Origin of the sequence: Blastococcus sp. HT6-30 (genome assembly GCF_039729015.1) — a bacterium.
GTDB lineage: Bacteria > Actinomycetota > Actinomycetes > Mycobacteriales > Geodermatophilaceae > Blastococcus.
On the sequence record NZ_CP155792.1, the window covers coordinates 468,364 to 489,388 of the forward strand.

The 21,025-nt window shown below is 74.5% G+C and carries 21 protein-coding genes, 1 tRNA gene and 1 pseudogene; 20 read left to right on the top strand and 3 right to left on the bottom strand.

Annotated features, from left to right (window positions below):
• The first annotated feature begins 76 nt into the window (after positions 1–76).
• A pseudogene (locus tag ABC795_RS02160) lies at positions 77–309 on the top strand (class I SAM-dependent methyltransferase).
• Positions 306–656, top strand: a complete 351-nt coding sequence (locus tag ABC795_RS02165; RefSeq protein ID WP_347059214.1) for a hypothetical protein — start codon at positions 306–308, stop codon at positions 654–656. Before ABC795_RS02160 ends, ABC795_RS02165 begins: the two are co-directional and overlap by 4 nt.
• On the opposite strand, the gene ABC795_RS02170 is transcribed toward ABC795_RS02165, so the two are convergent.
• On the bottom strand, positions 643–1,482 hold the full coding sequence (locus tag ABC795_RS02170; RefSeq protein WP_347059215.1) for a trans-aconitate 2-methyltransferase: 840 nt from the start codon (positions 1,480–1,482) through the stop codon (positions 643–645). The two genes, ABC795_RS02165 and ABC795_RS02170, sit on opposite strands and share 14 nt — an antisense overlap.
• 205 nt (positions 1,483–1,687) lie before the next feature.
• Between ABC795_RS02170 and tmk the strand changes: the two genes are divergently transcribed.
• The 3 genes from tmk to ABC795_RS02185 all read left to right on the top strand — a co-directional run bounded on the left by tmk (position 1,688) and on the right by ABC795_RS02185 (position 5,270).
• Complete coding sequence (gene tmk, locus ABC795_RS02175; protein ID WP_347059216.1) at positions 1,688–3,955, top strand: dTMP kinase; 2,268 nt, start codon at positions 1,688–1,690, stop codon at positions 3,953–3,955.
• Positions 3,952–5,139 carry a DNA polymerase III subunit delta' gene (locus ABC795_RS02180; RefSeq protein ID WP_347059218.1) on the top strand — a complete coding sequence of 396 codons (1,188 nt, stop codon included), beginning with the start codon at positions 3,952–3,954 and terminating at the stop codon, positions 5,137–5,139. Before tmk ends, ABC795_RS02180 begins: the two co-directional genes overlap by 4 nt.
• Positions 5,140–5,197: 58 nt before the next feature.
• A tRNA-Thr gene (locus ABC795_RS02185) sits at positions 5,198–5,270 on the top strand.
• A gap of 248 nt (positions 5,271–5,518) precedes the next feature.
• Here ABC795_RS02185 and ABC795_RS02190 read toward each other — a convergent pair.
• Positions 5,519–6,013 carry an inorganic diphosphatase gene (locus ABC795_RS02190; RefSeq protein WP_347059220.1) on the bottom strand — a complete coding sequence of 165 codons (495 nt, stop codon included), beginning with the start codon at positions 6,011–6,013 and terminating at the stop codon, positions 5,519–5,521.
• A 55-nt stretch (positions 6,014–6,068) separates the two neighbouring features.
• Here ABC795_RS02190 and dacB point away from each other — a divergent pair, with 55 nt between their 5' ends.
• The 12 genes from dacB (at position 6,069) to ABC795_RS02250 (ending at position 17,153) form a co-directional block, all read left to right on the top strand.
• Positions 6,069–7,496, top strand: coding sequence for a D-alanyl-D-alanine carboxypeptidase/D-alanyl-D-alanine-endopeptidase (dacB, locus tag ABC795_RS02195; protein ID WP_347059221.1), 1,428 nt, complete (start codon positions 6,069–6,071; stop codon positions 7,494–7,496).
• 99 nt (positions 7,497–7,595) lie between these two features.
• Positions 7,596–8,684 carry a zinc-dependent metalloprotease gene (locus ABC795_RS02200; RefSeq protein ID WP_347059222.1) on the top strand — a complete coding sequence of 363 codons (1,089 nt, stop codon included), beginning with the start codon at positions 7,596–7,598 and terminating at the stop codon, positions 8,682–8,684.
• Between the two features lie 7 nt (positions 8,685–8,691).
• Complete coding sequence (gene tilS, locus ABC795_RS02205; RefSeq protein ID WP_347059224.1) at positions 8,692–9,720, top strand: tRNA lysidine(34) synthetase TilS; 1,029 nt, start codon at positions 8,692–8,694, stop codon at positions 9,718–9,720.
• Positions 9,717–10,301, top strand: a complete 585-nt coding sequence (hpt, locus tag ABC795_RS02210; RefSeq protein WP_347059226.1) for a hypoxanthine phosphoribosyltransferase — start codon at positions 9,717–9,719, stop codon at positions 10,299–10,301. The genes tilS and hpt overlap by 4 nt, the downstream gene beginning before the upstream one ends.
• A 438-nt stretch (positions 10,302–10,739) precedes the next feature.
• Positions 10,740–12,716 (top strand): ATP-dependent zinc metalloprotease FtsH, encoded by a 1,977-nt coding sequence (gene ftsH / locus ABC795_RS02215; RefSeq protein ID WP_347059227.1) that lies wholly within the window; start codon positions 10,740–10,742, stop codon positions 12,714–12,716.
• Positions 12,713–13,330 (top strand): GTP cyclohydrolase I FolE, encoded by a 618-nt coding sequence (gene folE / locus ABC795_RS02220; RefSeq protein ID WP_347059228.1) that lies wholly within the window; start codon positions 12,713–12,715, stop codon positions 13,328–13,330. The genes ftsH and folE overlap by 4 nt, the downstream gene beginning before the upstream one ends.
• Positions 13,331–13,343: 13 nt before the next feature.
• Positions 13,344–14,198, top strand: a complete 855-nt coding sequence (gene folP, locus ABC795_RS02225; protein WP_347059229.1) for a dihydropteroate synthase — start codon at positions 13,344–13,346, stop codon at positions 14,196–14,198.
• The gene (gene folB, locus ABC795_RS02230) at positions 14,191–14,568 is read left to right on the top strand and encodes a dihydroneopterin aldolase (protein ID WP_347059230.1); all 378 of its coding nucleotides are present in this window, start codon (positions 14,191–14,193) and stop codon (positions 14,566–14,568) included. The genes folP and folB overlap by 8 nt, the downstream gene beginning before the upstream one ends.
• Positions 14,565–15,068, top strand: a complete 504-nt coding sequence (gene folK, locus ABC795_RS02235) for a 2-amino-4-hydroxy-6-hydroxymethyldihydropteridine diphosphokinase (RefSeq protein ID WP_347059231.1) — start codon at positions 14,565–14,567, stop codon at positions 15,066–15,068. The genes folB and folK overlap by 4 nt, the downstream gene beginning before the upstream one ends.
• Positions 15,069–15,075: 7 nt before the next feature.
• Entirely contained in the window at positions 15,076–15,591 is a 516-nt protein-coding gene (locus ABC795_RS02240) for a DUF3180 domain-containing protein (protein ID WP_347059232.1), read from the top strand.
• Between the two features lie 81 nt (positions 15,592–15,672).
• Positions 15,673–16,593 carry a helix-turn-helix transcriptional regulator gene (locus ABC795_RS02245; RefSeq protein WP_347059233.1) on the top strand — a complete coding sequence of 307 codons (921 nt, stop codon included), beginning with the start codon at positions 15,673–15,675 and terminating at the stop codon, positions 16,591–16,593.
• On the top strand, positions 16,593–17,153 hold the full coding sequence (locus ABC795_RS02250; protein ID WP_347059234.1) for a dihydrofolate reductase family protein: 561 nt from the start codon (positions 16,593–16,595) through the stop codon (positions 17,151–17,153). Before ABC795_RS02245 ends, ABC795_RS02250 begins: the two co-directional genes overlap by 1 nt.
• 5 nt (positions 17,154–17,158) lie before the next feature.
• Here the strand turns inward: ABC795_RS02250 and ABC795_RS02255 are convergent, their stop codons facing one another.
• Positions 17,159–18,367 (bottom strand): ATP-binding cassette domain-containing protein, encoded by a 1,209-nt coding sequence (locus ABC795_RS02255; protein ID WP_347059236.1) that lies wholly within the window; start codon positions 18,365–18,367, stop codon positions 17,159–17,161.
• A 98-nt stretch (positions 18,368–18,465) separates the two neighbouring features.
• On the opposite strand from ABC795_RS02255, the gene ABC795_RS02260 reads away from it, so the two are divergent.
• The 3 genes from ABC795_RS02260 (at position 18,466) to ABC795_RS02270 (ending at position 20,958) form a co-directional block, all read left to right on the top strand.
• Positions 18,466–19,092, top strand: coding sequence for an ABC transporter permease (locus tag ABC795_RS02260; protein WP_347059238.1), 627 nt, complete (start codon positions 18,466–18,468; stop codon positions 19,090–19,092).
• Positions 19,089–19,817 (top strand): ABC transporter permease, encoded by a 729-nt coding sequence (locus ABC795_RS02265; RefSeq protein ID WP_347059240.1) that lies wholly within the window; start codon positions 19,089–19,091, stop codon positions 19,815–19,817. Before ABC795_RS02260 ends, ABC795_RS02265 begins: the two co-directional genes overlap by 4 nt.
• A gap of 142 nt (positions 19,818–19,959) precedes the next feature.
• Complete coding sequence (locus tag ABC795_RS02270) at positions 19,960–20,958, top strand: glycine betaine ABC transporter substrate-binding protein (RefSeq protein WP_347059241.1); 999 nt, start codon at positions 19,960–19,962, stop codon at positions 20,956–20,958.
• The last annotated feature ends 67 nt before the right edge of the window (positions 20,959–21,025 follow it).

A 21,025-nucleotide genomic window follows, 5' to 3' on the forward strand; every position in this document is an offset into this window, starting at 1 on the left:
CGCCTTCGTCGTCGGCCGGGACCGGTCGCTCGACGTGCTCGACGTCGGCGCCGGGACCGGTCTGCTGACGGCGGTGGTGCGGGACCTGGGGCACCGGGTCCGTGCGGTCGACCCGTCCCCGGAGATGCTCGCCGAGCTCACCGCCCGCCTGCCCGGGATCGCACGGCCGTCGGGTCGGCCGAGGAGCTCCCGGCCGGCGACGGTTCGGTGGATGCCGTCGTGGCCGGGCAGGCGGCGCACTGGTTCGACCCGGTGCCGGCGGCGCGGGAGATCGGCCGCGTGCTGCGCCCGGCGGGATCCTCGGCTTGATCTGGAACACCCGCGACGACCGCGTGCCCTGGGTCGCCGCGCTGGAGGAGCTGATCGCGGACGAGTCGCGCGGGCACGAGGCCGACCAGGGGGTCGTCGACCGGTTCGCCCGGGAGCTGGCGGCCGACGTGCAGCTGACCGAGTCGGGCACGGTGCAGCGGGTACCCCCCGAGGACGTGGTCGGCGGCATCGCGACCCGCAGCTACGTGGCGGTCATGGACGACGCCCGCCGCGAGCAGTTCCTGGGGGAGGTCAGGCGGCTGCTGGCCGACCACCCCGGCACGCGGGGGCGCCCGGAGGTCGAGCTGCCCTACCGCACGCACGCCTACCGGCTCACCCCTCGCTGAGCGGCTCCAGGGAGCCGACGGCGAAGACGCGCCGGAAGGGCAGCAGCGTCGTCCCGTCGGCTCGGGGCGGGTAGGCCGTCCGCAGCGCGGCGGCGTAGGCGTCGGTGAACCGGCCGGCATCCGCGTCGTCGAGCCGGGCGAGCACGGGCCGCAGGACGGTGGACCGGACCCACGCCAGCACCGGGTCGGGTCCGGAGAGGACGTGCAGGTACGTCGTCTCCCAGACATCGGCCGACAACCCGGCCGCGGTGAGCACCTCGGCGTAGCCGGCGGGTTCCAGCACGGCGTCGGCCCGGGGCGCCACGTCGGCGAGCCGGTCGGCCCACTCCGCCGACCGGCACAGCGCGGCCAGCAGAGCGTGCGTGGGCGCGCGGAAGTTGCCCGGCACCTGGACGGCGAGCCACCCAGCCGGTGCCAGGTGTCCGGCCCAGCGGGCCATCAGGCCCGGGTGCCCGTCCACCCAGTGCAGGACGGCGTTGCTGACGACGACGTCGACCGGCCCGGCCGGCGCCCAGTCGCGCACGTCGCCGAGCTCGAAGGCGACCCGGCCCGGCAGCGCCCACGCCGTCGCGGCGGCCAGCATCTCGGGGGAGGAGTCGACGCCGGTGACGCGCGCGGCCGGCCAGCGCCGGGCCAGCGAGGCGGTGAGGGCGCCCTCCCCGCAACCGAGGTCCACGACGCGGCGCGGCGACTCCGCACCCACCCGGGAGAGCAGGGCGGCGAACGGCCGGGCGCGTTCCCCGGCGAAGCGCAGGTAGGTGTCCGGCTGCCAGCGGCCGGGTGAAGAGCCGCCGACCGGGTGCGTCGGATCCCCTGCCGCGGTCATCGTCCCCGACCCTAGCGGCGGCGTCACGGGGCAGCGGAACAGCCGGTACCGCATCCGCTGCCGGGTGGTTTGTCGGCGAAATCGTCGCGGCGGCCCGGTACCGTGACCCCGCCGCGGCCTGCTCCGCCCCGCCGACCACCGACTCTGGGAGCTCACGATTCCGGCCGACCCGACCGCACCGGTACCACCACCGCCCGACGAGTCGGTGGCGGCCGTTCCGGTCGAGGACCCGGCCACGCCGGGTGACGGCCTGCCCCCGGCCGGCACACCCGTGCCGCCGGACGCGCCGCCGCCGCTGCCCGAGGACGCTCCCGGGGCGGATGCCGTGCACGGTTCCGACGGCGACAGCGGCGTCGGGCAGGTGGCGAAGATCCGCGCGGTGCTGCGGATCCCCGACTTCCGCAAGCTGTGGCTGTCGATGTCGTTGTCCAGCTTCGGCGACTGGCTGGGCCTGCTCGCGATCACCGCGACCGCCACGATGGCCTTCGAGGACTACGCCGCGCAGAACTACGCCCTCGGCGGGGTGCTGCTTTTCCGGCTGCTGCCGGCGATCGTCCTGGGCCCGCTCGCCGGCGCGTTCGCCGACCGGTTCGACCGGCGCAAGACGATGGTGATCACCGACATCTTCCGCTTCGCGCTGTTCGCCTCGATCCCGATCGTCGACAACCTGCTCTGGCTGTTCATCGCCCAGTTCGTCATCGAGGCCTTCAGCCTGTTCTGGATCCCGGCCAAGGACGCCGCCGTCCCGAACATGCTGCGCAAGGACCAGCTGGAGCCGGCCAACCAGCTGTCCCTGGTCACCACCTACGGCCTGACCCCGGTCCTCGCCGCCGTCGTCTACGCGGTGCTCACCAGCGTGGGCAGCCGGGTCAGCGACGTGCTGCCGGGCGTCAACGAGGTCGACCTGGCCCTGTACCTCAACGCCCTCACGTTCCTGGTCGCCGCCGTGGTCATCTGGAACCTCCCCTCGATCAGCGGTCGCCGCGCCGCCGGGGCGGTCGTGGGCCAGCAGGAGAGCTTCCTGGGCTCGCTGGTCAAGGGCTTCTCCTTCGCCGGCCACACCCGGCTGGTGCGGGGCCTGGTCGTGGGCATCACCGGAGCCTTCGTCGCGGCGGGCGCGATCATCGCGACCGGGCAGGCCTACGTCTTCGCGCTGGGCGGCGGCCAGGCGGCCTACGGGCTGCTGTTCGGCGCCGTCTTCGTCGGCCTCGGCCTGGGCATCGGGATCGGTCCGAGCGTCGCCCGGGACCTGGCCCGCGAGCGCATCTTCGGGGTGGCGATCGTCGGCGCCGGGATCGTGGTGCTGCTGCTGTCCTGGTCCCCCGCGCTGTGGATCTCCCTGCTGCTGGTCGTCGTCATGGGCTTCTTCGCCGGCATGGCGTACCTCGCCGGCTTCACCCTGATCGGCACCGAGGTGGAGGACTCGATCCGCGGTCGCACCTTCGCGATCGTGCAGTCACTGGTCCGGGCGGCGCTCATCCTGTCCCTCGGCCTCGTGCCGTTCGGGGTCGGGGCGCTCGGGCAGCACGAGGTCGACCTCGGCGCGGTCACGCTGCCGCTCTCCGGCGAGCGGATCATGCTGTTCGCAGCCGGGCTGCTGGCCGTCTGCGTCGGCGTGCTGGCCTACCGGCAGATGGACGACGGTCGTCCGGTGCCGCTAGTCGCCGACGTCGTGACGGCGCTGCGCCGGGACACCACCGCCCGCCGCCGGTTGGCCGGCGGCGGGGTGCTCATCGCCTTCGAGGGCGGGGAGGGGGCCGGCAAGTCCACGCAGGTGCGCCGGCTGCAGGAGTGGCTGACCCACGAGGGGCTGGTCGCGCGGGCCTCGTTCGAGCCCGGGGCGACGCCGTCCGGGGCCGGGATCCGGTCCATCGTCCTGGACAAGGCGCACACCGGCATCGCGCCGCGGTCGGAGGCCCTGCTCTACGCCGCCGACCGGGCGCAGCACGTGCAGGACGTGCTGCGGCCGGCACTGGACGCCGGCGAGGTGGTGATCACCGACCGGTTCATCGACAGCTCGCTGGCCTACCAGGGCGCCGGGCGCACGATCCCGCTCGACGACGTCCGGATGCTCTCCCGCTGGGCGACCCAGGGGCTGCGGCCCGATCTCACGGTGCTGCTCGACCTGCCGCCGGAGGTGGGGCTGGCACGGGCCCGCGGCCGGGCGGCCGCCGACCGGCTGGAGTCGGAGTCCCTGGAGTTCCACCAGCGGGTGCGCCAGACGTTCTGCGCGCTGGCCGAGTCGGAGCCGGACCGGTACCTGGTGCTCGACGCGCGCAGGTCACCCGACGAGATCGCCGCCGCCATCCGCGTGCGGGTCGCGCAGCTGCTGTCCGGCCTCCCGCTGCAGACGCTCGCCCAGCCGGCCGAGCAGGCCCGCACGGCGCCCGCGCCCCACCACGACGAGAAGGCGGAGCCGGTGGGCCACCGCCCGCACGCGCAGACCGGCTCGACCACCCAGCTCCACCCGTGACCGCGCCGGTGACGGCGCCCACCGAGGGCGTCTGGACCCAGGTGGTCGGCCAGCCGGCCGTGGTCGCCGAGCTGCGGGCGGCGATCGCCGACCCGGCGGCGATGACCCACGCCTGGCTCTTCACCGGGCCGCCCGGCTCCGGACGGTCGGTGGCCGCGCGCGCGTTCGCCGCCGCGCTGCAGTGCCCCGCGGGCGGGGACGGCACCTGCCACGCCTGCCGGACCGTGCTGGCCGGCACGCACGCCGACGTGCACGTCATCGTTCCCGACGGGCTCTCGATCGGCGTGCTCGAGGCTCGCGAACTGGTGCGGGTGGCGGGGCGGGCGCCGTCCCAGGGCCGCTGGCAGATGATCATCGTCGAGGACGCCGACCGGATGAGCGAGGCGGCCGCCAACGCCGTGCTCAAGATGATCGAGGAACCGCCGCCGCGGACCGTGGTGATGCTCTGCGCGCCCAGCCTGCACCCGGACGACGTGCCGGTCACCATCCGCTCCCGCTGCCGGGTCGTCGCGCTGCGCACCCCGACGGTGGACGCCATCGCCGAGGTGCTGGTGCGGCGCGACGGCATCGACCCGGCGCTCGCCGCCTGGTCGGCGGCCGCCTCGGGCGGGCACGTCGGCCGGGCCCGGCGGCTGGCCCGCGACGAGGAGGCGCGGATGGTGCGCAAGGCGGTGCTCGACGTCCCGCTCCGGCTGGTCTCGCTGGCCGCGTGCCTCGACGCCGCCGACGACCTCGTCGGCTCGGCCAAGGAGGAGACCGAGGCCGCCACCGGGGCGCTCGACGGCGCCGAGACGGAGGCCCTGAAGACGAGCCTGGGCATGGGTGCGCGGGGTCCGGGCGTCGTCGCGGCGAGCCGGGGCGGCGCCGGCCAGCTCAAGGAGCTCGAGCGCCGGCAGAAGTCCCGGGCGACCCGCATCGGACGGGACTCGCTCGACCGGGCCCTGGTCGACCTCGCGGGGCTCTACCGCGACGCGCTGTTGCTCGACACCGCACCCGCGGAAAAGCTCCCGCTCACCCACCCGGACCGCCGCGCCGACGCCGAGGAACTGGCGCGCCGGATCGGTGCCGAGGGGGCGCTGCGCCGCATCGACGCCATCCTGGCCTGCCGCGAGGCGCTGGAGCAGAACGTGAAGCCCCAGGTGGCCCTGGAGGCGCTCACCGTGGCGCTGCGCCTGCCCTCGTGAGGCCCCCGGCCCCTGCGCGGAGCCACGCGAGCGGTGTCGTAGGCTGTGCGGGCAGTTCGCCGCCTTAGCTCAGTCGGTAGAGCATCTCACTCGTAATGAGAAGGTCGTCGGTTCGATTCCGACAGGCGGCTCCCATCAGCGGGCTCGTCCACGAGGACGGGCCCGCTGCGTCGTTCGGGGGCCGCGATACCGGTCGGCCCCAGCCCGGGTGCGGACGAGGCGACCCGCGGGCCCGCAGCCGTGCGCATCCGGGCGGCGTTCCGGGCGCCGGACGCGGCCGGCGGGCCTGCGCGCGGGCACGGCTGACGGCGGCACGCCTCCCGGGAGGTTGTGCCGCCGTCGGTGCGCTCGACGCCCGGGCCGAGGACCGGGCGATCGATCAGTGGTGCGCGGATGCTTCCTTGGCGCGCTCGATCGAGGCCAGGATCTCGGCCTCGGCGGCCGCGCGGCCGACCCACTCGGCGCCCTCGACCGACTTGCCCGGCTCGAGGTCCTTGTAGGTTTCGAAGAAGTGCTGGATCTCCAGGCGGTCGAACTCCGACACGTCCTCGATCTCCTTGAGGTGCGCCACCCGCGGGTCCGTCGCCGGCACGCAGAGGACCTTGTCGTCCCCTCCTGCCTCGTCGGTCATGCGGAACATGCCGATGGCCCGGCAGGTGACCAGGCACCCGGGGAACGTCGGCTCCTCGAGGATCACCAGGGCGTCGAGCGGATCGCTGTCCATGCCCAGGGTGTTCTCGATGTAGCCGTAGTCCGCCGGATAGCGGGTGGAGGTGAACAGCATCCGGTCCAAGCGGATGCGTCCGGTCTCATGGTCCAGCTCGTACTTGTTCCGCTGGCCCTTCGGGATTTCTACCGTCACGTCGAACTGCACGGACGTAGTGTGGCCCACGGGGGTCGACCCGGTCGGCGCAGGGCCCCCTCAGGGGGTGGGCACCATCTCGTCGAGCGGATCGACGATCGTCACGGCGAACTACGGGCGCTTCCGCCGGCGCATGGCGATGGGCATCGTGGCGCTGGTCCTGCTCCTCGCCGGCGGCGGCGTCGGGCTGGGCGTCCTGCTGGGCCCCGACGCGGGCTCCGACGGTGACGCCGTCGCCGTCCCCGACGCCCAGCTGCCCGAGCTGGGCGCCGTCGACCCGGTCCTGGCCGCGCTGTCCGCCGACGCGCCCGTCCCCAGCCCCGCCGTCCTCGAGGCCACGCTGACCCCGCTGGTGACCGGTCCGGCGCTGGGCCCCGGCACGACGGCCCAGGTGGTCGACGTCGCCACCGGCCGGGTGCTCTACGACCAGGACGCCGCGGCGCCCCTGACGCCCGCGTCCACCGTCAAGCTGCTCACCACCGCCGCGGCCCTGATCACCCTGGACCCGGCCGAGCGGTTCGAGACGACGGTCGTCAGCGGCGCGGCCCCCGGAGAGGTCGTGCTCGTCGGGGGAGGGGACCCCACCCTGTCGCGCACCGAGCCCTCGCAGACCTACCCGGGGGCGCCCACCATGGCCGACCTCGCCACCCAGGTGGTCGCCGGGCTGCCCGCCGGCACCGCGGTGACCCGCGTGGTCGTCGACAACTCGCTGTTCACCGGCCCGCTCACCGCCGGCGGCTGGGGGCCCGGCGACGCCCCCTCCAGCTACGCCGCACCGATCACCGCCGCCGCCGTCGACGGCGCCCGGGTCAGCCCCGGGGCGACGGCCCGCAGCGGACAGCCCGGCCTCGACGCCGGGGCGGCGCTCGCCGACGCCCTCGGCGCCCCGGGCGCCGCCGTCGTCCTCGGTCAGGCGCCCGCGGACGCGAAGACGCTCGGCACCGTGGAGTCGGCTCCGGTGTCCCGGCTGGTGGAGCAGGCCCTGTCGATGTCGGACAACGTGCTCGCCGAGTCGCTGGCCCGGCAGGTCGCGCTGGCCCGGAACGAGCCGGCCAGCTTCGAGGGCGCCGCGCGCGCCGTCGTCGACGCGCTCGAGGAGGCCGGGCTGGACGTCTCGGGCGTGACCCTCGCCGACGGCAGCGGTCTCGCGCAGGGGAACAGGGTGACCGCCGAGGTGCTCATCGCGGTGATGCGCGGCGCTGCCGACGGCAGCCTGGGCGACGCCTCGGGCCTGCTCGCCGGCCTGCCGGTCGCCGGGTACGACGGCACGCTCGCCGACCGCGGGGACGACGACCCCGCCACCGCGCCGGGCACCGTGCGCGCCAAGACCGGCACGCTGCTGGGGGTCAACGCGCTCGCCGGCACGGTGGTGACCGCGGACGGGCGGCTGCTGGCCTTCGCCGTGGTGGCCGACGAGGCCACCGGCAGCGAGGCGGCGGCGGAGGCGGCGCTCGACCAGATCGCCGCCACCCTCGCCGCCTGCGGCTGCCGCTGAGGACGGAGCCGGTCTCCCGGGCAGGCCGCGCGTACGGTGAGGCGAGATGTGCTTGTCAGCGTGGCGGAGCCGCTCCGCTCCTACACCGGAGGTGGGTCGATGAGCAGCGCCTCCTCGATGGTCGACTGGGACCTCGCCGGACGCACGGCCCGACGCCTGGTGAACTCGGGCCCGCGGACGACGCGGGAGGAGGCCGCCTCCGTCGTCGCCGAGCTGCACCGCGCGGCCGCCACCGCCGTGGCGCACGTCGAGGCGCTCACCGGTCTACGGCCGGTCCCCGGCGGAGCCATCCCCGAGGTGGCGGTCGTCGACCGGCCCGGCTGGGCCGACGCCAACGCCCGTGGCATGGCCGCGCTGCTGGACCCGCTGGTCGACGAGCTCGTCGCGCGCCAGGGCTCCCGGCCCGGCGCCCTGGCCACCGCCATCGGTGCCCGCGCCACCGGCGTGCAGGCAGGAGGGCTGCTCGCCTTCCTGTCCTCCCGGGTCCTCGGGCAGTACGAGATCTTCGGCACCGGCGGCCGGCTGCTCCTGGTGGCCCCGAACATCGTGGCGACCGAGCGGAAGCTCGGCGTCGACCCGTCGGACTTCCGGCTCTGGGTCTGCCTGCACGAGGTGACCCACCAGCTGCAGTTCACCGGGGTCCCGTGGTTGACCGGTTACCTGGAGGAGCAGATCGCGGAATTCGTGGCCGCCACCGACCTCGCTCCCGACGTGCTGCGCGACCGTCTGCAGGACGTGCTGCGCAGCGTCGCGGACGCGGTGCGGGGCGGCAGCGGCGACGGGGAGCCCGAGGGGCTGATGGCGCTGGTGCGCGACCCCCGCCAGCGCGCGGTCCTCGACCGGGTAACCGCGGTCATGAGCCTGGTCGAAGGGCACGCCGAGTACGTGATGGACGGGGTCGGGCCGGACGTCGTGCCGTCGGTGCGCACGCTGCGCAAGCGGTTCGCCCAGCGGCGCAAGGGGCGCGGCCCGGTCGACCGGGTGCTGCGCCGCCTGCTCGGGCTGGAGCAGAAGATGAAGCAGTACGCCGACGGCCGGACCTTCGTCGGCGGCGTCGTGGACCTCGCCGGCATGGAGGGCTTCAACCGGGTCTGGGAGGGCCCGGCGAACCTGCCGCTGATCGAGGAGCTCACCGCGCCGGAGCTGTGGGTCGAGCGGGTGCTCGGCCGCCCGGCCCTGCCCGCCTGACCGACGCGTGAGCGGGCCACCCCGCGCGGTCGCGGTGCTGCGCCACGCGGTGCGTGCCGGGCTGCGCGGCAGCGACCGGCCGGTGCTCGCCGCGTGCAGCGGGGGAGCGGACTCGATGGCGCTCGCCGCCGCACTGGCCTTCGAGGCGCGGAGCGCCGGAGTTCGCGTCGGCGGGGTCACCGTCGACCACGGCCTGCAGCCCGCCTCGGACCTGCGCGCCCGCCGGACCGCCGCGGTGCTCGGCGAGCTGGGCCTCGACCCGGTTCTCGTGCTGCCCGTCCGGGTGGGGGACGACGGCGGCCCCGAGGGTGCTGCCCGCAGCGCCCGGTACGCGGCCCTCGCCGACGCGGCCACCGAGCAGGGCGCCCGCGTCGCCCTGGGGCACACGCTCGACGACCAGGCCGAGACCGTGCTCCTGGGGCTGGGCCGCGGCTCCGGGCCGCGCTCGGTCGCCGGCATGGTGCCGGAGCGGGCCGACGGCGCGGTCACCTGGTGGCGCCCGCTGCTGGGCGTGCGCCGCGCGACGGCCCGCCAGTCCTGTGCCGACCAGGGGCTGCCCGTGTGGGACGACCCGTGGAACGCCGACCCCGCCTACACCCGGGTGCGGCTGCGCACCGAGGTGCTGCCGCTGCTGGAGGAGGTGCTGGGTGGCGGGGTGGCGCCCGCGCTGGCCCGCACCGCCGCGCTGCTCCGCGAGGACCTCGACGCCCTCGACGGCCTGGCCGCCACCGAGCTGGCCCGCCTGGCGGCGGAGTCCGCGGACGGCGGCCTGCCCGCCCGTCCGCTGGAGCCGTTGCCCGCCGCGCTGCGCCGCCGAGTGCTGCGGGGCTGGCTGCGCGCGGCCGGCGTCCCCGACCTGCAGGCGGTCCACCTGCGTGCGGTCGAGAGCCTCGTCACCCGGTGGCGGGGGCAGGGGGTCGTGGACCTACCCGGCGGCTCGGGTGTCGCCCGGGCGTCTGGCACTCTGGTGGTGCTGCCGCCGGGAGCCCGGGGCCGCACCCCCGGACCCGCACCCCGTGAGGAGCCCCTCCCGTGACCGAGACAGCCAGCACTCCCGGGCCGCTCGGTCCCGACCACGGCTACGGGCCGGACATCGACCACGTGCTGCTCAGCGAGGAGCAGATCCGGGAGAAGATCGCCGAGCTCGCCGCCCAGGTCGCCGCCGACTACGCGGGCACGGAGGTCCTGCTCGTCGGCGTGCTGAAGGGCGCCGTGCTGTTCATGAGCGACTTCGCCCGCGCCCTGCAGCTGCCCACCCAGATGGAGTTCATGGCGGTGTCGTCCTACGGGTCGTCCACCAGCTCCTCGGGTGTCGTGCGCATCCTCAAGGACCTCGACCGGGACATCACCGGCAAGCACGTGCTGGTCCTGGAGGACATCATCGACTCCGGCCTGACGCTGTCCTGGCTGCTGAAAAACCTCGGTGGCCGCGCGCCTGCGTCCCTCGAGGTCTGCGCCCTGCTGCGCAAGCCCGACGCGGTCAAGGTCGAGGTGCCGGTCAAGTACATCGGCTTCGACATCCCGAACGAGTTCGTCATCGGCTACGGGCTCGACTACGCCGAGCGGTACCGCGACCTGCCCTACATTGGGACGCTCAAGCCCGAGGTGTACCAGTAACTCCGTGACTCTGTCGTCCTCCGGACGACGATCGCGGCCAGGTGCCGTCCCCCTGCTGCGTTGAGCCGTTCTCGGCGCGCCTCGGAGGGCCTCCGGCCCCCGCTCGGCGTGCCGGTCTCGCGGAGCGGCTCGCCTCAGGTGCCGCGACTCCTCGCCGTTCCCGGCTCTCGTCCGGCGTGTCCTCGGCGCGCCTCGGGGAGCCTCCGGCCCCCGCTCGGCGCACCGACCTCGCCCGCGTGCCCGCGACGCTTCCCTCGGGGGAGGGACGGGTGGGGGTCCCCAGGTCGCACGCGGGAGTCGGACAGGATCGCCGGTGTACCGTCGACGGCGACGACGCTGCACCGAGCGCCGGGGTCCGCACCCGGGCCGTTGGCGGTGTCCCGGGACGATCAGGAGGGTCGACGGGCAGGCCGGCACGCCGGCGCCCGGCATCGGTGTATGGAACGCAAGAAGATCTTCCGCTCCGTCTGGTTCTGGGTCGTCCTCGTCATCCTGCTGGCCCTCACCGTCTCGTCGCTGTTCAGCGGCAGCGGCGGCCTGAAGGAGATCACCACCTCGACGGCCCTCGAACAGATCGAGGAGGGCAACGTCGAGTCGGCGACCCTCAACACCAAGGAGCAGACGCTCGACCTGGTGCTCACCGACGAGGTCGAGGGCGCCACCGAGGTCACGACGTCCTACCCGGTCGCGGTGGAGGGCGACATCGTCGACCTCCTGCGCGCGCAGGAGGGTGAGGACGCCTCGTTCGACACCAACGTCACCCAGGACAGCCTCCTGGTGAGCCTGCTGGTCAGCTTCCTGCCGTTCCTCATCCTGCTGCTGCTGCTGTTCTGGCTGTTCAACTCCATGCAGGGCGGCGGCCGCGGCGTCATGGCCTTCGGCAAGTCCAAGGCCAAGCAGATCACCAAGGACATGCCGAAGACGACGTTCGCCGACGTCGCCGGCGCCGACGAGGCGATCGAGGAACTGCACGAGATCAAGGAGTTCCTGGCCAACCCGGTGAAGTTCCAGGCCGTCGGCGCGAAGATCCCCAAGGGTGTGCTGCTGTTCGGCCCGCCCGGTACCGGCAAGACGCTGCTGGCCCGCGCCGTGGCCGGCGAGGCGGGCGTGCCGTTCTTCTCCATCTCCGGCTCGGACTTCGTCGAGATGTTCGTCGGTGTCGGCGCCAGCCGGGTCCGCGACCTGTTCACCCAGGCCAAGGAGAACTCCCCGGCGATCATCTTCGTCGACGAGATCGACGCCGTCGGCCGGCAGCGCGGCGCAGGCATGGGCGGCGGGCACGACGAGCGCGAACAGACGCTCAACCAGATGCTCGTCGAGATGGACGGCTTCGACGTCAAGGGCGGGGTCATCCTGATCGCCGCGACCAACCGGCCCGACGTCCTCGACCCCGCGCTGCTCCGCCCGGGCCGCTTCGACCGGCAGATCGCCGTCGACCGGCCCGACCTCATGGGGCGCAAGAAGATCCTCGAGGTGCACGCCAAGGGCAAGCCGCTGGCGCCCGACGTCGACCTGGAGACCGTGGCCCGCCGCACGCCGGGCTTCACCGGCGCCGACCTCGCCAACGTGCTCAACGAGGGCGCGCTGCTCACCGCTCGCAACAACGGCTCGCTGATCACCGACGAGACCCTCGAAGAGGCGATCGACCGCGTCATCGCCGGCCCCGAGCGCAAGACGCGGGCGATGAGCGAGAAGGAGAAGAAGGTCACCGCCTACCACGAGGGCGGGCACGCCCTGGTGGCGCACGCACTGCCCAACCTGGACCCGGTGCACAAGGTGACGATCCTGCCGCGCGGCCGTTCGCTGGGGCACACGCTCGTCCTCCCGACCGAGGACAAGTACACCCAGACGCGCTCGGAGATGATCGACACCCTCGCCTACGCCCTCGGCGGGCGCGCGGCCGAGGAGCTGGTCTTCCACGAGCCGACCACCGGTGCCGGCAACGACATCGAGAAGGCCACCTCGATGGCCCGGGCGATGGTCACCCAGTACGGCATGAGCGCCAAGCTCGGCGCGGTGAAGTACGGCAGCACCGACTCGGAGCCGTTCCTCGGCCGGGACATGGGTTCGCGTCCGGACTACTCCGAGGCCGTGGCCGCCGACATCGACGCCGAGATCCGGGCGCTGATCGAGGCCGCGCACGACGAGGCGTGGGAGATCCTGGTCGAGTACCGCGCCGTCCTGGACCAGCTCGTGCTCGAGCTGATGGAGAAGGAGACGCTGTCGAAGGAGGACATGGCGCGGATCTGCGCGCCGGTCGCCAAGCGCCCGTCGCTGGCCCCCTACAGCGGTTTCGGCAAGCGCACACCGTCGGACCAGCCGCCGGTGCTCACGCCGGCCGAGCGGGCCGGGCACAACGGCTCCGTGCCGCAGACCACCCCCGTCGGGGACGTCGGGGCCCCGGCCCAGCGATGAGTGAGATCCCGGCCGCACCGGAGGACCTGCTGCTGCAGCCGGCCGCCGGGGTCGACCAGGAGCGGGCGGCGGCGGCGGTCCGCGAGCTGCTGATCGCCGTCGGCGAGGACCCGGACCGGCCCGGCCTGCAGGACACCCCCGCCCGGGTCGCCCGCTCCTACGCGGAGACGTTCGCCGGCCTCTGGCAGGACCCGTACGACATCCTCGCGACGACGTTCGACGAGGACCACGACGAGCTGGTGCTGGTCAAGGACATCCCGATGTACTCGACCTGCGAGCACCACCTGGTGCCCTTCCACGGGGTCGCCCACGTCGCCTACATCCCGGGGGAGGACGGCCGGGTGACCGGCCTGTCCAAGCTGGCCCGGCTGGTGGAGGTCTACGCCCGCCGCCCCCAGGTGCAGGAGCGGATGACGCGGCAGATCGCCGACGCGCTCGACGACGCCCTCAAGCCGCGCGGCGTCCTGGTCGTGGTCCAGGCCGAGCACCTGTGCATGGCCATGCGGGGCATCCGCAAGCCCGGGTCCTCCACGGTGACCTCGGCGGTGCGGGGCCTCTTCCGGGAGAACGCGGCCACCCGCAGCGAGGCGATGAGCCTCGTGCTCGGCCGGTGAGCGCGGCGCGGCGATGAGCACGGAGCCCCTGCCGCGGACGGGACGCTGCCTGGTCATGGGCGTCCTCAACGTCACCCCCGACTCGTTCTCCGACGGCGGCTGCTTCGCCGACCCCGCCACCGCGATCGCCCACGGGCTGGCGATGCACGCGGCCGGCGCCGACTACGTCGACGTCGGCGGGGAGTCCACCCGCCCCGGAGCCGACCGCGTGGACGCCACCGAGGAGTGCCGCCGGGTGCTGCCGGTGATCCGCGAGCTCTCGGCCGCCGGGGTGCGCACCAGCGTGGACACCACCCGGGCCGAGGTCGCCGAGGCCGCGCTGGACGCCGGCGCCGTGCTGGTCAACGACGTCAGCGGCGGCCTGGCCGACGAGGGCATGGCCAAGCTGGTCGCCGGCGCCGGCGCCCCCTGGGTGCTCATGCACTGGCGGGGGCACAGCCGGGAGATGTACGCGGCGGCGCAGTACGGCGACGTCGTCACCGAGGTCTGCGCCGAGCTCACCGCACGGGTGGAGGACGTCGTCTCCGCCGGCGTGCACCCCGGGCAGCTCGTGCTCGACCCCGGTCTCGGCTTCGCCAAGCGCGCCGAGCACAACTGGGCGCTGCTGGCGGGGCTCGACCGGCTCGTGGCCCTGGGGCTGCCGGTCCTCGTCGGCGCGTCCCGCAAGACGTTCCTCGGCAAGCTGCTCGCCGGGCCCGGCGCTGGGGCCCGGCCCGCGGAGCAGCGCGACGCCGCCACGCTTGCCACCACGGTGCTCGCCGCCCAGGCTGGGGCGTGGGGCGTGCGCGTCCACGACGCCGCGGCGTCGGTCGACGCGGTCCGCACGCTCGAGGCCGTCCGAGCCGTGAAGGGAGCCGGTCGTGGCTGACCACCGCACGCCGGACCGGATCGTCGTCCGCGGCATCCGCGCCCACGCCCACCACGGCGTCTACGCCTTCGAACGGGAGCGCGGTCAGGTGTTCCGCGCCGATGCCGTGCTCGAGGTGGACACCTCCGCCGCCGCCGCCGGGGACCACCTGGACCGCACGGTCGACTACGCCGACCTGGCCCAGCAGCTGCACGCGGTGCTGAACGGGGAGCCGGTCAACCTGCTGGAGACCCTGGCCCAGCGGCTGGCCGACGTGTGCCTGGCCAACCCGCTCGTCGACGCGGTGGAGATCACCGTGCACAAGCCCGAGGCCGAGCTGGGCGTCCCGTTCGACGACGTCATGGTCACCATCCGGCGAGAGCGCCGGTGAGCCGCGCCGTCCTGTCGCTGGGAGCCAACCTCGGCGACCGCGCCGGCGCGCTCCGCGCAGCGCTGACGGCGCTCAAGGAGCACGGCCTCGTCGCCCGCTCCACGCTGTACGAGACGCCGCCGTGGGGACCGGTCGAGCAGCCGCCGTACCTGAACGCGGTCGCCGTCGTCCGGGGGGACCGTGACGCGCGCGGCTGGCTGGACCTGGCGCACGAGCTGGAGCAGGCGGCCGGCCGCACCCGGGAGGTGCGCTGGGGCGCGCGCACCCTCGACGTCGACGTGGTCACCGTGACGGGGGACGACGGCACGCCGGTGATCTCCGACGACCCGGAGCTGACCCTGCCCCACCCGCGGGCGCACGAGCGCGCGTTCGTGCTGGTCCCGTGGCTCACCCTGGACCCGACCGCGGCCCTCCCCGCACGGGGGAAGGTCGCCGACCTCGTGGCTGCCCTCGACCCCGCCGACGTGGCGGCGGTCGTGCGCTGGGACCACCTCCACTGAGCCGGCCGTGACCCCCGTCCGCCGCCCCGACCTCGCCGTGCTCGCCCTCGGGCTGGCCGTGGCGGCGTGGCTGCTCGTGCGCACCTGGTACGGGGAGCTGCCACCGCTCCGCTGGTGGCTGCCGGCGCCGCTGGCCGTGCTCGCCCTCGCCGAGGCGCTGGGGGCCCGCACCCTCCGGATCCGGCTGTCGGCGCTGCGCGAGGCCCGCGCCGGCCGGGGCCCCACCGACGGAAGGGCGCCCGCGGTGCGGCCGGTGGAGCCGATGCTGGTGGCCCGCCTGGCGGTCCTGGCCCAGGCCAGCGCCTACGTGGGTGCGGTGGTCACCGGCATCTGGCTCGGCGTGCTGGCCTACACCGGTCCGGCGGTCGGCCGGCTGCAGGCGGCCGGGAACGACACCGTCACCGCGCTGCTCGGCCTGGTGGCCTCCGTGGCGCTGGTCTCCGCCGCGCTGTGGCTGGAGTCGGTCTGCCGCGTTCCACCGGGCTCGGCCGACGACGAGCCGGCGCCCGGGGTGTCGGCCTAGCCCGGACATGCGCCGCCCGTACGGGGGACGGCGCAAGAACGGTCAAGCAGCTCCGCCTCCCCGCGACGCACCCTGGACCGCATGACGGGACGGGACCGGCTGCGCGAACTGCTCGACGCCGTGCTCGACGAGGACAACCACACCCTCGCGGAGATGGCCGGCGAGGCCTACGCCTCGCCGTTCCACTTCAGCCGGGTGCTGTCCCGCGACGCCGGCGAGGCGCCCGTGGCGATGCGGCGACGGGTGATGCTCGAGCGCGCCGCGTGGCAGCTGCGGCAGGGCGGCAGCGTCACCGAGGCGGCCTGGGCCGCGGGGTACGAGTCGGTCGAGGGCTTCAGCCGCGCCTTCGCCCGGGCCTTCGGCCGGGCCCCCAGCACGGTCGACGCGACGACCGGCCACTGGCTGCCGGCGCCGAACGGCATCCATTTCCACCCGCCCACCTCGCTGTGGGTGGAGAGCACGGAGCACGCCATGAACCCGCTCACCGAGCAGCTGGTGGCGCACGCGCTGGACGACACCCGCCACCTGATCGAGGTCGCGGCGGGCCTGACCGGCGAGGAGTACCGCGCGCGGCGGCTGCCCGGCCTGGTGGTGCAGCCGTGGGACGGCCCGGAGGAGTCGGTCCAGGCGGTGCTCGAGCACCTGGTGTGCACGGTGGAGGTCTGGCTGGCCTCGATCGAGGGCCGCGACCTGCCCGATCGCGACGACGACCCCGGCGCGGCCCGGCTGCTGGAGCGGCACGACGCAGCGGCGCCGGGCTGGCTGGCCGTGGTGCGGGACGTCGACCGGCGGGGCGGCTGGGACGACCGGCTGATCGACGCGCTGTGCGAGCCGCCGGAGAGCTTCGTGCTCAGCAGCGTCGTCGCGCACGTGCTCACGTACTCGGCGCACCGCCGCCAGCTCGTCCGTCACCTGCTGCGCTCCGCCGGCCGGGACATCGACACCGGCGACCCCATCGACTGGCTCCGCGCCCGCCGCGGCGAGACCCCTGGAGGAATTTGATGCTGACCTACTACACCGCCACCACCCTGGACGGCTGGATCGCCGATCCCGACGACTCCCTCGACTGGCTGTTCCGGCAGGAGGAGGGCGAGGGCGGGACGTCCGGGTTCGACGCGTTCATGTCCGGGATCGGGGCGCTCGTCATGGGATCGACCACCTACGAGTGGGTCCTCGCGCACGAGGCCGCCGCCGGGAACGGGTGGCCGTTCGCGCTGCCGACGTGGGTCATGACCAGCCGCGACCTGCCGGCCGGCGAGGGCGCCGACGTCCGGTTCGCCTCGGGCGACGTCCGTGCGGTGCACCACGCGATGACCGCCGCGGCGGGCGGGCGGCACCTCTGGCTGGTCGGCGGGGGAGACCTGGCCGGCCAGTTCGCCGACGCCGGGCTGCTCGACGAGGTCGTCGTCTCCGTCGCGCCGGTGACCCTCGGCGCGGGGCGGCCGCTGCTCCCACGACGGCTGGACCTGGAGCTGGTCGACGCCGCGGTCAGCGGCACGTTCGTGGCCGCGCGCTACCGCGTGGCCGGCCCGCTGCTCGAGGACCGGCGCGAGCGCCCCTGACACCCCTACCCGGATGCCGCGCCGGCGGTCTCGGGGGCCCGGCCCTCCACCGAGCGGCGCAGGGCCGCATGCAGCGACTCGGGGGTGAGCACGCCCAGGAAACGGTCGCCGTCCAACACGGCCACCCAGCCGGCCTCGTGCTGGAGCATCGTGGAGAACGCAGTCTTGAGCGACGCCTCCACCGGGACCCAGGCCTCCATCCGTCTGCCGGCGTCGCGCACGATGCCGCTGCCGGAGGCCCGGTCGGCCGACAGCCAGCCGTGCAGCGCCTGCCGGTCGTCGAGGACGACGGCCCAGCGGGCGCCGTTCCGGGCGAGCACGCTGCGCGCGTCGGCGAGCCCGTCGTCGACGTGCACGACCGGCGGGTGCTCGAGGTCGGCGGCGTCGATGCCGGTGACGGCCAGGCGCTTGAGGCCCCGGTCGGCACCGACGAAGTCGGCCACGAAGGGGGTCGCGGGGTTCCCCAGCAGCTCGGCGGGGGTGGCGAACTGCTCGACCCGGCCGCCGTGGCTCATGACGGCGATCCGGTCGCCGAGGCGCACGGCCTCCTCGATGTCGTGGGTGACGAAGACGATCGTCTTGCGCACGGTCTCCTGCAGCCGCAGGAACTCCGACTGCAGCCGCTCCCGCACGATGGGGTCCACCGCCGAGAACGGCTCGTCCATGAGCAGGACGCCCGGGTCGGCGGCCAGGGCCCGGGCCACGCCGGCCCGCTGCCGCTGACCGCCGGACAGCTGGTGGGGGTAGCGGTCCCCGTGGACGGCGGGGTCGAGCCCCACCACGTCGAGCAGCTCGTCGACGCGGGCGCGGGTGCGTCTCTTGTCCCAGCCCAGCAGCCGCGGCACGGTGCCCACGTTGACCCGCACGGTCTGGTGCGGGAAGAGGCCGACGTTCTGGATGACGTAGCCGATCCGCCGGCGCAACCGCACCGGATCGGCCCGCGTGACGTCCTCCCCGCCGATCAGGATGCGCCCCGTCGACGGCTCGATGATCCGGTTGATCATCTTCATCGTGGTCGTCTTGCCGCATCCGGATGGCCCCACCAGGACGGTCAGCTCGCCGGCGGCGAAGGTGAGGTCGAGCTCCTCGACGCCGACGGTGCCGTCGGCGTAGACCTTGCTCACCCCCTCGAGCCGGATCTCCGCAGCGCCGCCGGCCTCGCTGGGGGAGGCGGCAGGGGGCGGCGGCGGAGTCGGTGACGAAGTAGCGTCCACGTGGTGATCCTCCTGGGAGGCGCCCGGTGCTGAGCGCGGCGAGCGTCGAGCCGCTCGCGGTCGATGCGGCGCCGAATCCCTGGTTCGACCCGTCCTACGTGACATCCAACTGGACCACCATTGTGGGGTACCTGGGCGAGCACGTCCGGCTCACGACCGCCGCCGTGGTCCTCGGTGCGCTGATCGCGCTGCCGCTGGCCCTCCTGGCCCGCCGCAGCCGGTGGCTCGCCGGTCCGGTCCTCGGGCTCTCCACGCTGATCTACACGATCCCCTCGCTGGCGATGTTCGCCTTCGTCGCGCCGATCACCGGCATCACCGCGACGACGGTGCTCATCGGCCTGGTCCTGTACTCGCTGGTGATCCTGGTCCGCAACTTCCTCGCCGGGCTGCAGGCGGTACCGGCCGACGTCCGGGAGGCCGCGCGGGGCATGGGCTACGGGCCGGTCCGGCTCTTCTGGCAGGTGGAGCTCCCGCTGGCGCTGCCGGCGTTCATGGCCGGCATCCGGGTCGCCACCGTGTCCACGGTGGCGTTGGTGACCGTGGGCGTCATCGTCGGCCACGGCGGGCTCGGTCAGCTGATCACCGGCGGGTTCGCCGCGAACTTCTACCGCGCGCAGATCGTGACCGGCGCCGTGGGCTGCGTCCTGCTCGCCCTGCTCGCCGACCTGCTCCTGGCCGGCGTCGAGCGCCTGCTCACCCCCTGGGCCCGGCAGGCACGGGCATGAACCGGCTCGGCGACGCGCTCCTGTACCTCAACGACCCGTTCAACTGGACCCGGGCCGGCGGCATCCTCGACCTGCTCGCCGAGCACCTGCGGATCTCGGTCCTCGCCGTGCTGGCCGCCATGGTGGTGGCCCTGCCGGTGGGGATCGCGCTGGGGCACACCGGCCGCGGGGGCGCGTTCACCGTGGCGCTGTCCAACGTGTCCCGCGCCGTGCCGACGCTCGCACTGCTCACCGTCTTCGCGGTCACCCCGATCGGCTTCGGGCCGACGGCGACGACGATCGCGCTCGGCGTCTTCGCCGTCCCCCCGATCCTCACCAACACCTACGTCGGCTTCCGCGGGGTGGACCGGGACGTCGTCGAGGCAGCGCGGGCGATGGGCTTCTCGGGGTGGCAGGTGGCGATGCGGGTGGAGCTGCCGCTGGCCGCTCCGCTGCTCATGACCGGCGTCCGCACCGCCGCGGTACAGGTCGTGGCCACGGCCACGCTCGCCGCGCTGGTGGCCGGCGGGGGGCTCGGCCGGATCATCACGCTGGGGTTCCGCCAGCAGGACTACGGCGCCGTCGTCGCCGGCGCGATCCTGGTCGCCGCTCTCGCCGTGCTCACCGAGCTGCTCCTGGTGGCCGTGTCCTGGGCGCTCACGCCGGGGGAGAAGCGGCTGCCCTTCCTGCGGGTCCGCCGGGGCGGCCCGACCCCGGAGCCGACGTCGTCCAGCGTCCCCCTCTGATCACGCCTCGGTAACGGAATCCCGCAGGCGGCCGACTCGATTGCGTTGCGTGCAACGGAGCGGTTCGATGAGGCTGCGGGAGTCCTCCCGCCAGACACGCGTGACTGCGACAAGGCGGTCACGGGACACAGAAGGCGGGCTCATGCGCGCACGTATCCGATACATCGCCCCCCTCGCCATGGCCGCGGCCCTCACCGCGGCCTGCGGCGAGTCCGGCTCCTCCGGCACCGGCGGTGGCGAGGCCGGCGGTGACGCCCAGGCGTCGGGTGATGCCTGCGCCCCCGTCCCCGGCGACCAGCTGGTCGTGCTCGAGGACGACCGGCAGCTGCAGAACGCCGACAACATCATCCCGGCGGTGAACGCGGCCGCGGCCGAGGCCAACCCGGCGCTGCTCCCGACGCTGAACAGCGTCTCCGAGGTCCTGACCACCGACGACCTGATCGAGATGAACGCCGCCGTCGACGTCGAGCGGCAGGCCGTCGACGAGGTGGCCGCCGCCTACGTCGCCGAGCAGGGCCTGGACTCCGGGGTCAGCGGCGGGAGCGGCCCGATCGTCGTCGGAGCCGCCGACTTCACCGAGTCGCAGATCCTGGCCACCGTCTACGCCGACGTCCTCACCGCGGCCGGCTTCGACGCGAGCGTCCAGACCGTGGGCAACCGGGAGCTCTACCTGCCGGCCCTGCAGCGCGGCGAGATCCAGGCCTTCCCCGAGTACCTCGCCACCGTCACCGAGTTCATCGAGGGGGACGACAGCACCGAGGTCGCCTCGGGCGACGTCGAGGCCACCGTCGAGGCGCTGAGGCCGCTGGCCGAGGGCTACGGGCTGGTGTTCGGCGAGCCGGCCGAGGCGGCCGACCAGAACGCCTTCGCCGTCACCCAGGCGTTCGCCGACCAGGTCGGCGTCAGCACGCTGTCGGAGCTGGCCGACGCCTGCGGGGACGGATCGCTGATCCTCGGCGGGCCGGGCGAGTGCCCGACGCGGCCGGCGTGCCAGCCGGGACTGGAGGAGACCTACGGCCTGGAGTTCGCGAGCTTCCAGGAGTACGACGCCGGTGGCCCGCTGACCAAGGCCGCCATCCAGCAGGGCGAGGTCTCCCTCGGCCTGGTCTTCAGCTCCGACGGCGCCCTCGCCCAGCAGTAGAAGGACCCCCGCGCCCCCCGACGCTCGCAGGCTCGCGTCGGGGCCCTGCACGGGGGTCGTTCCAGCT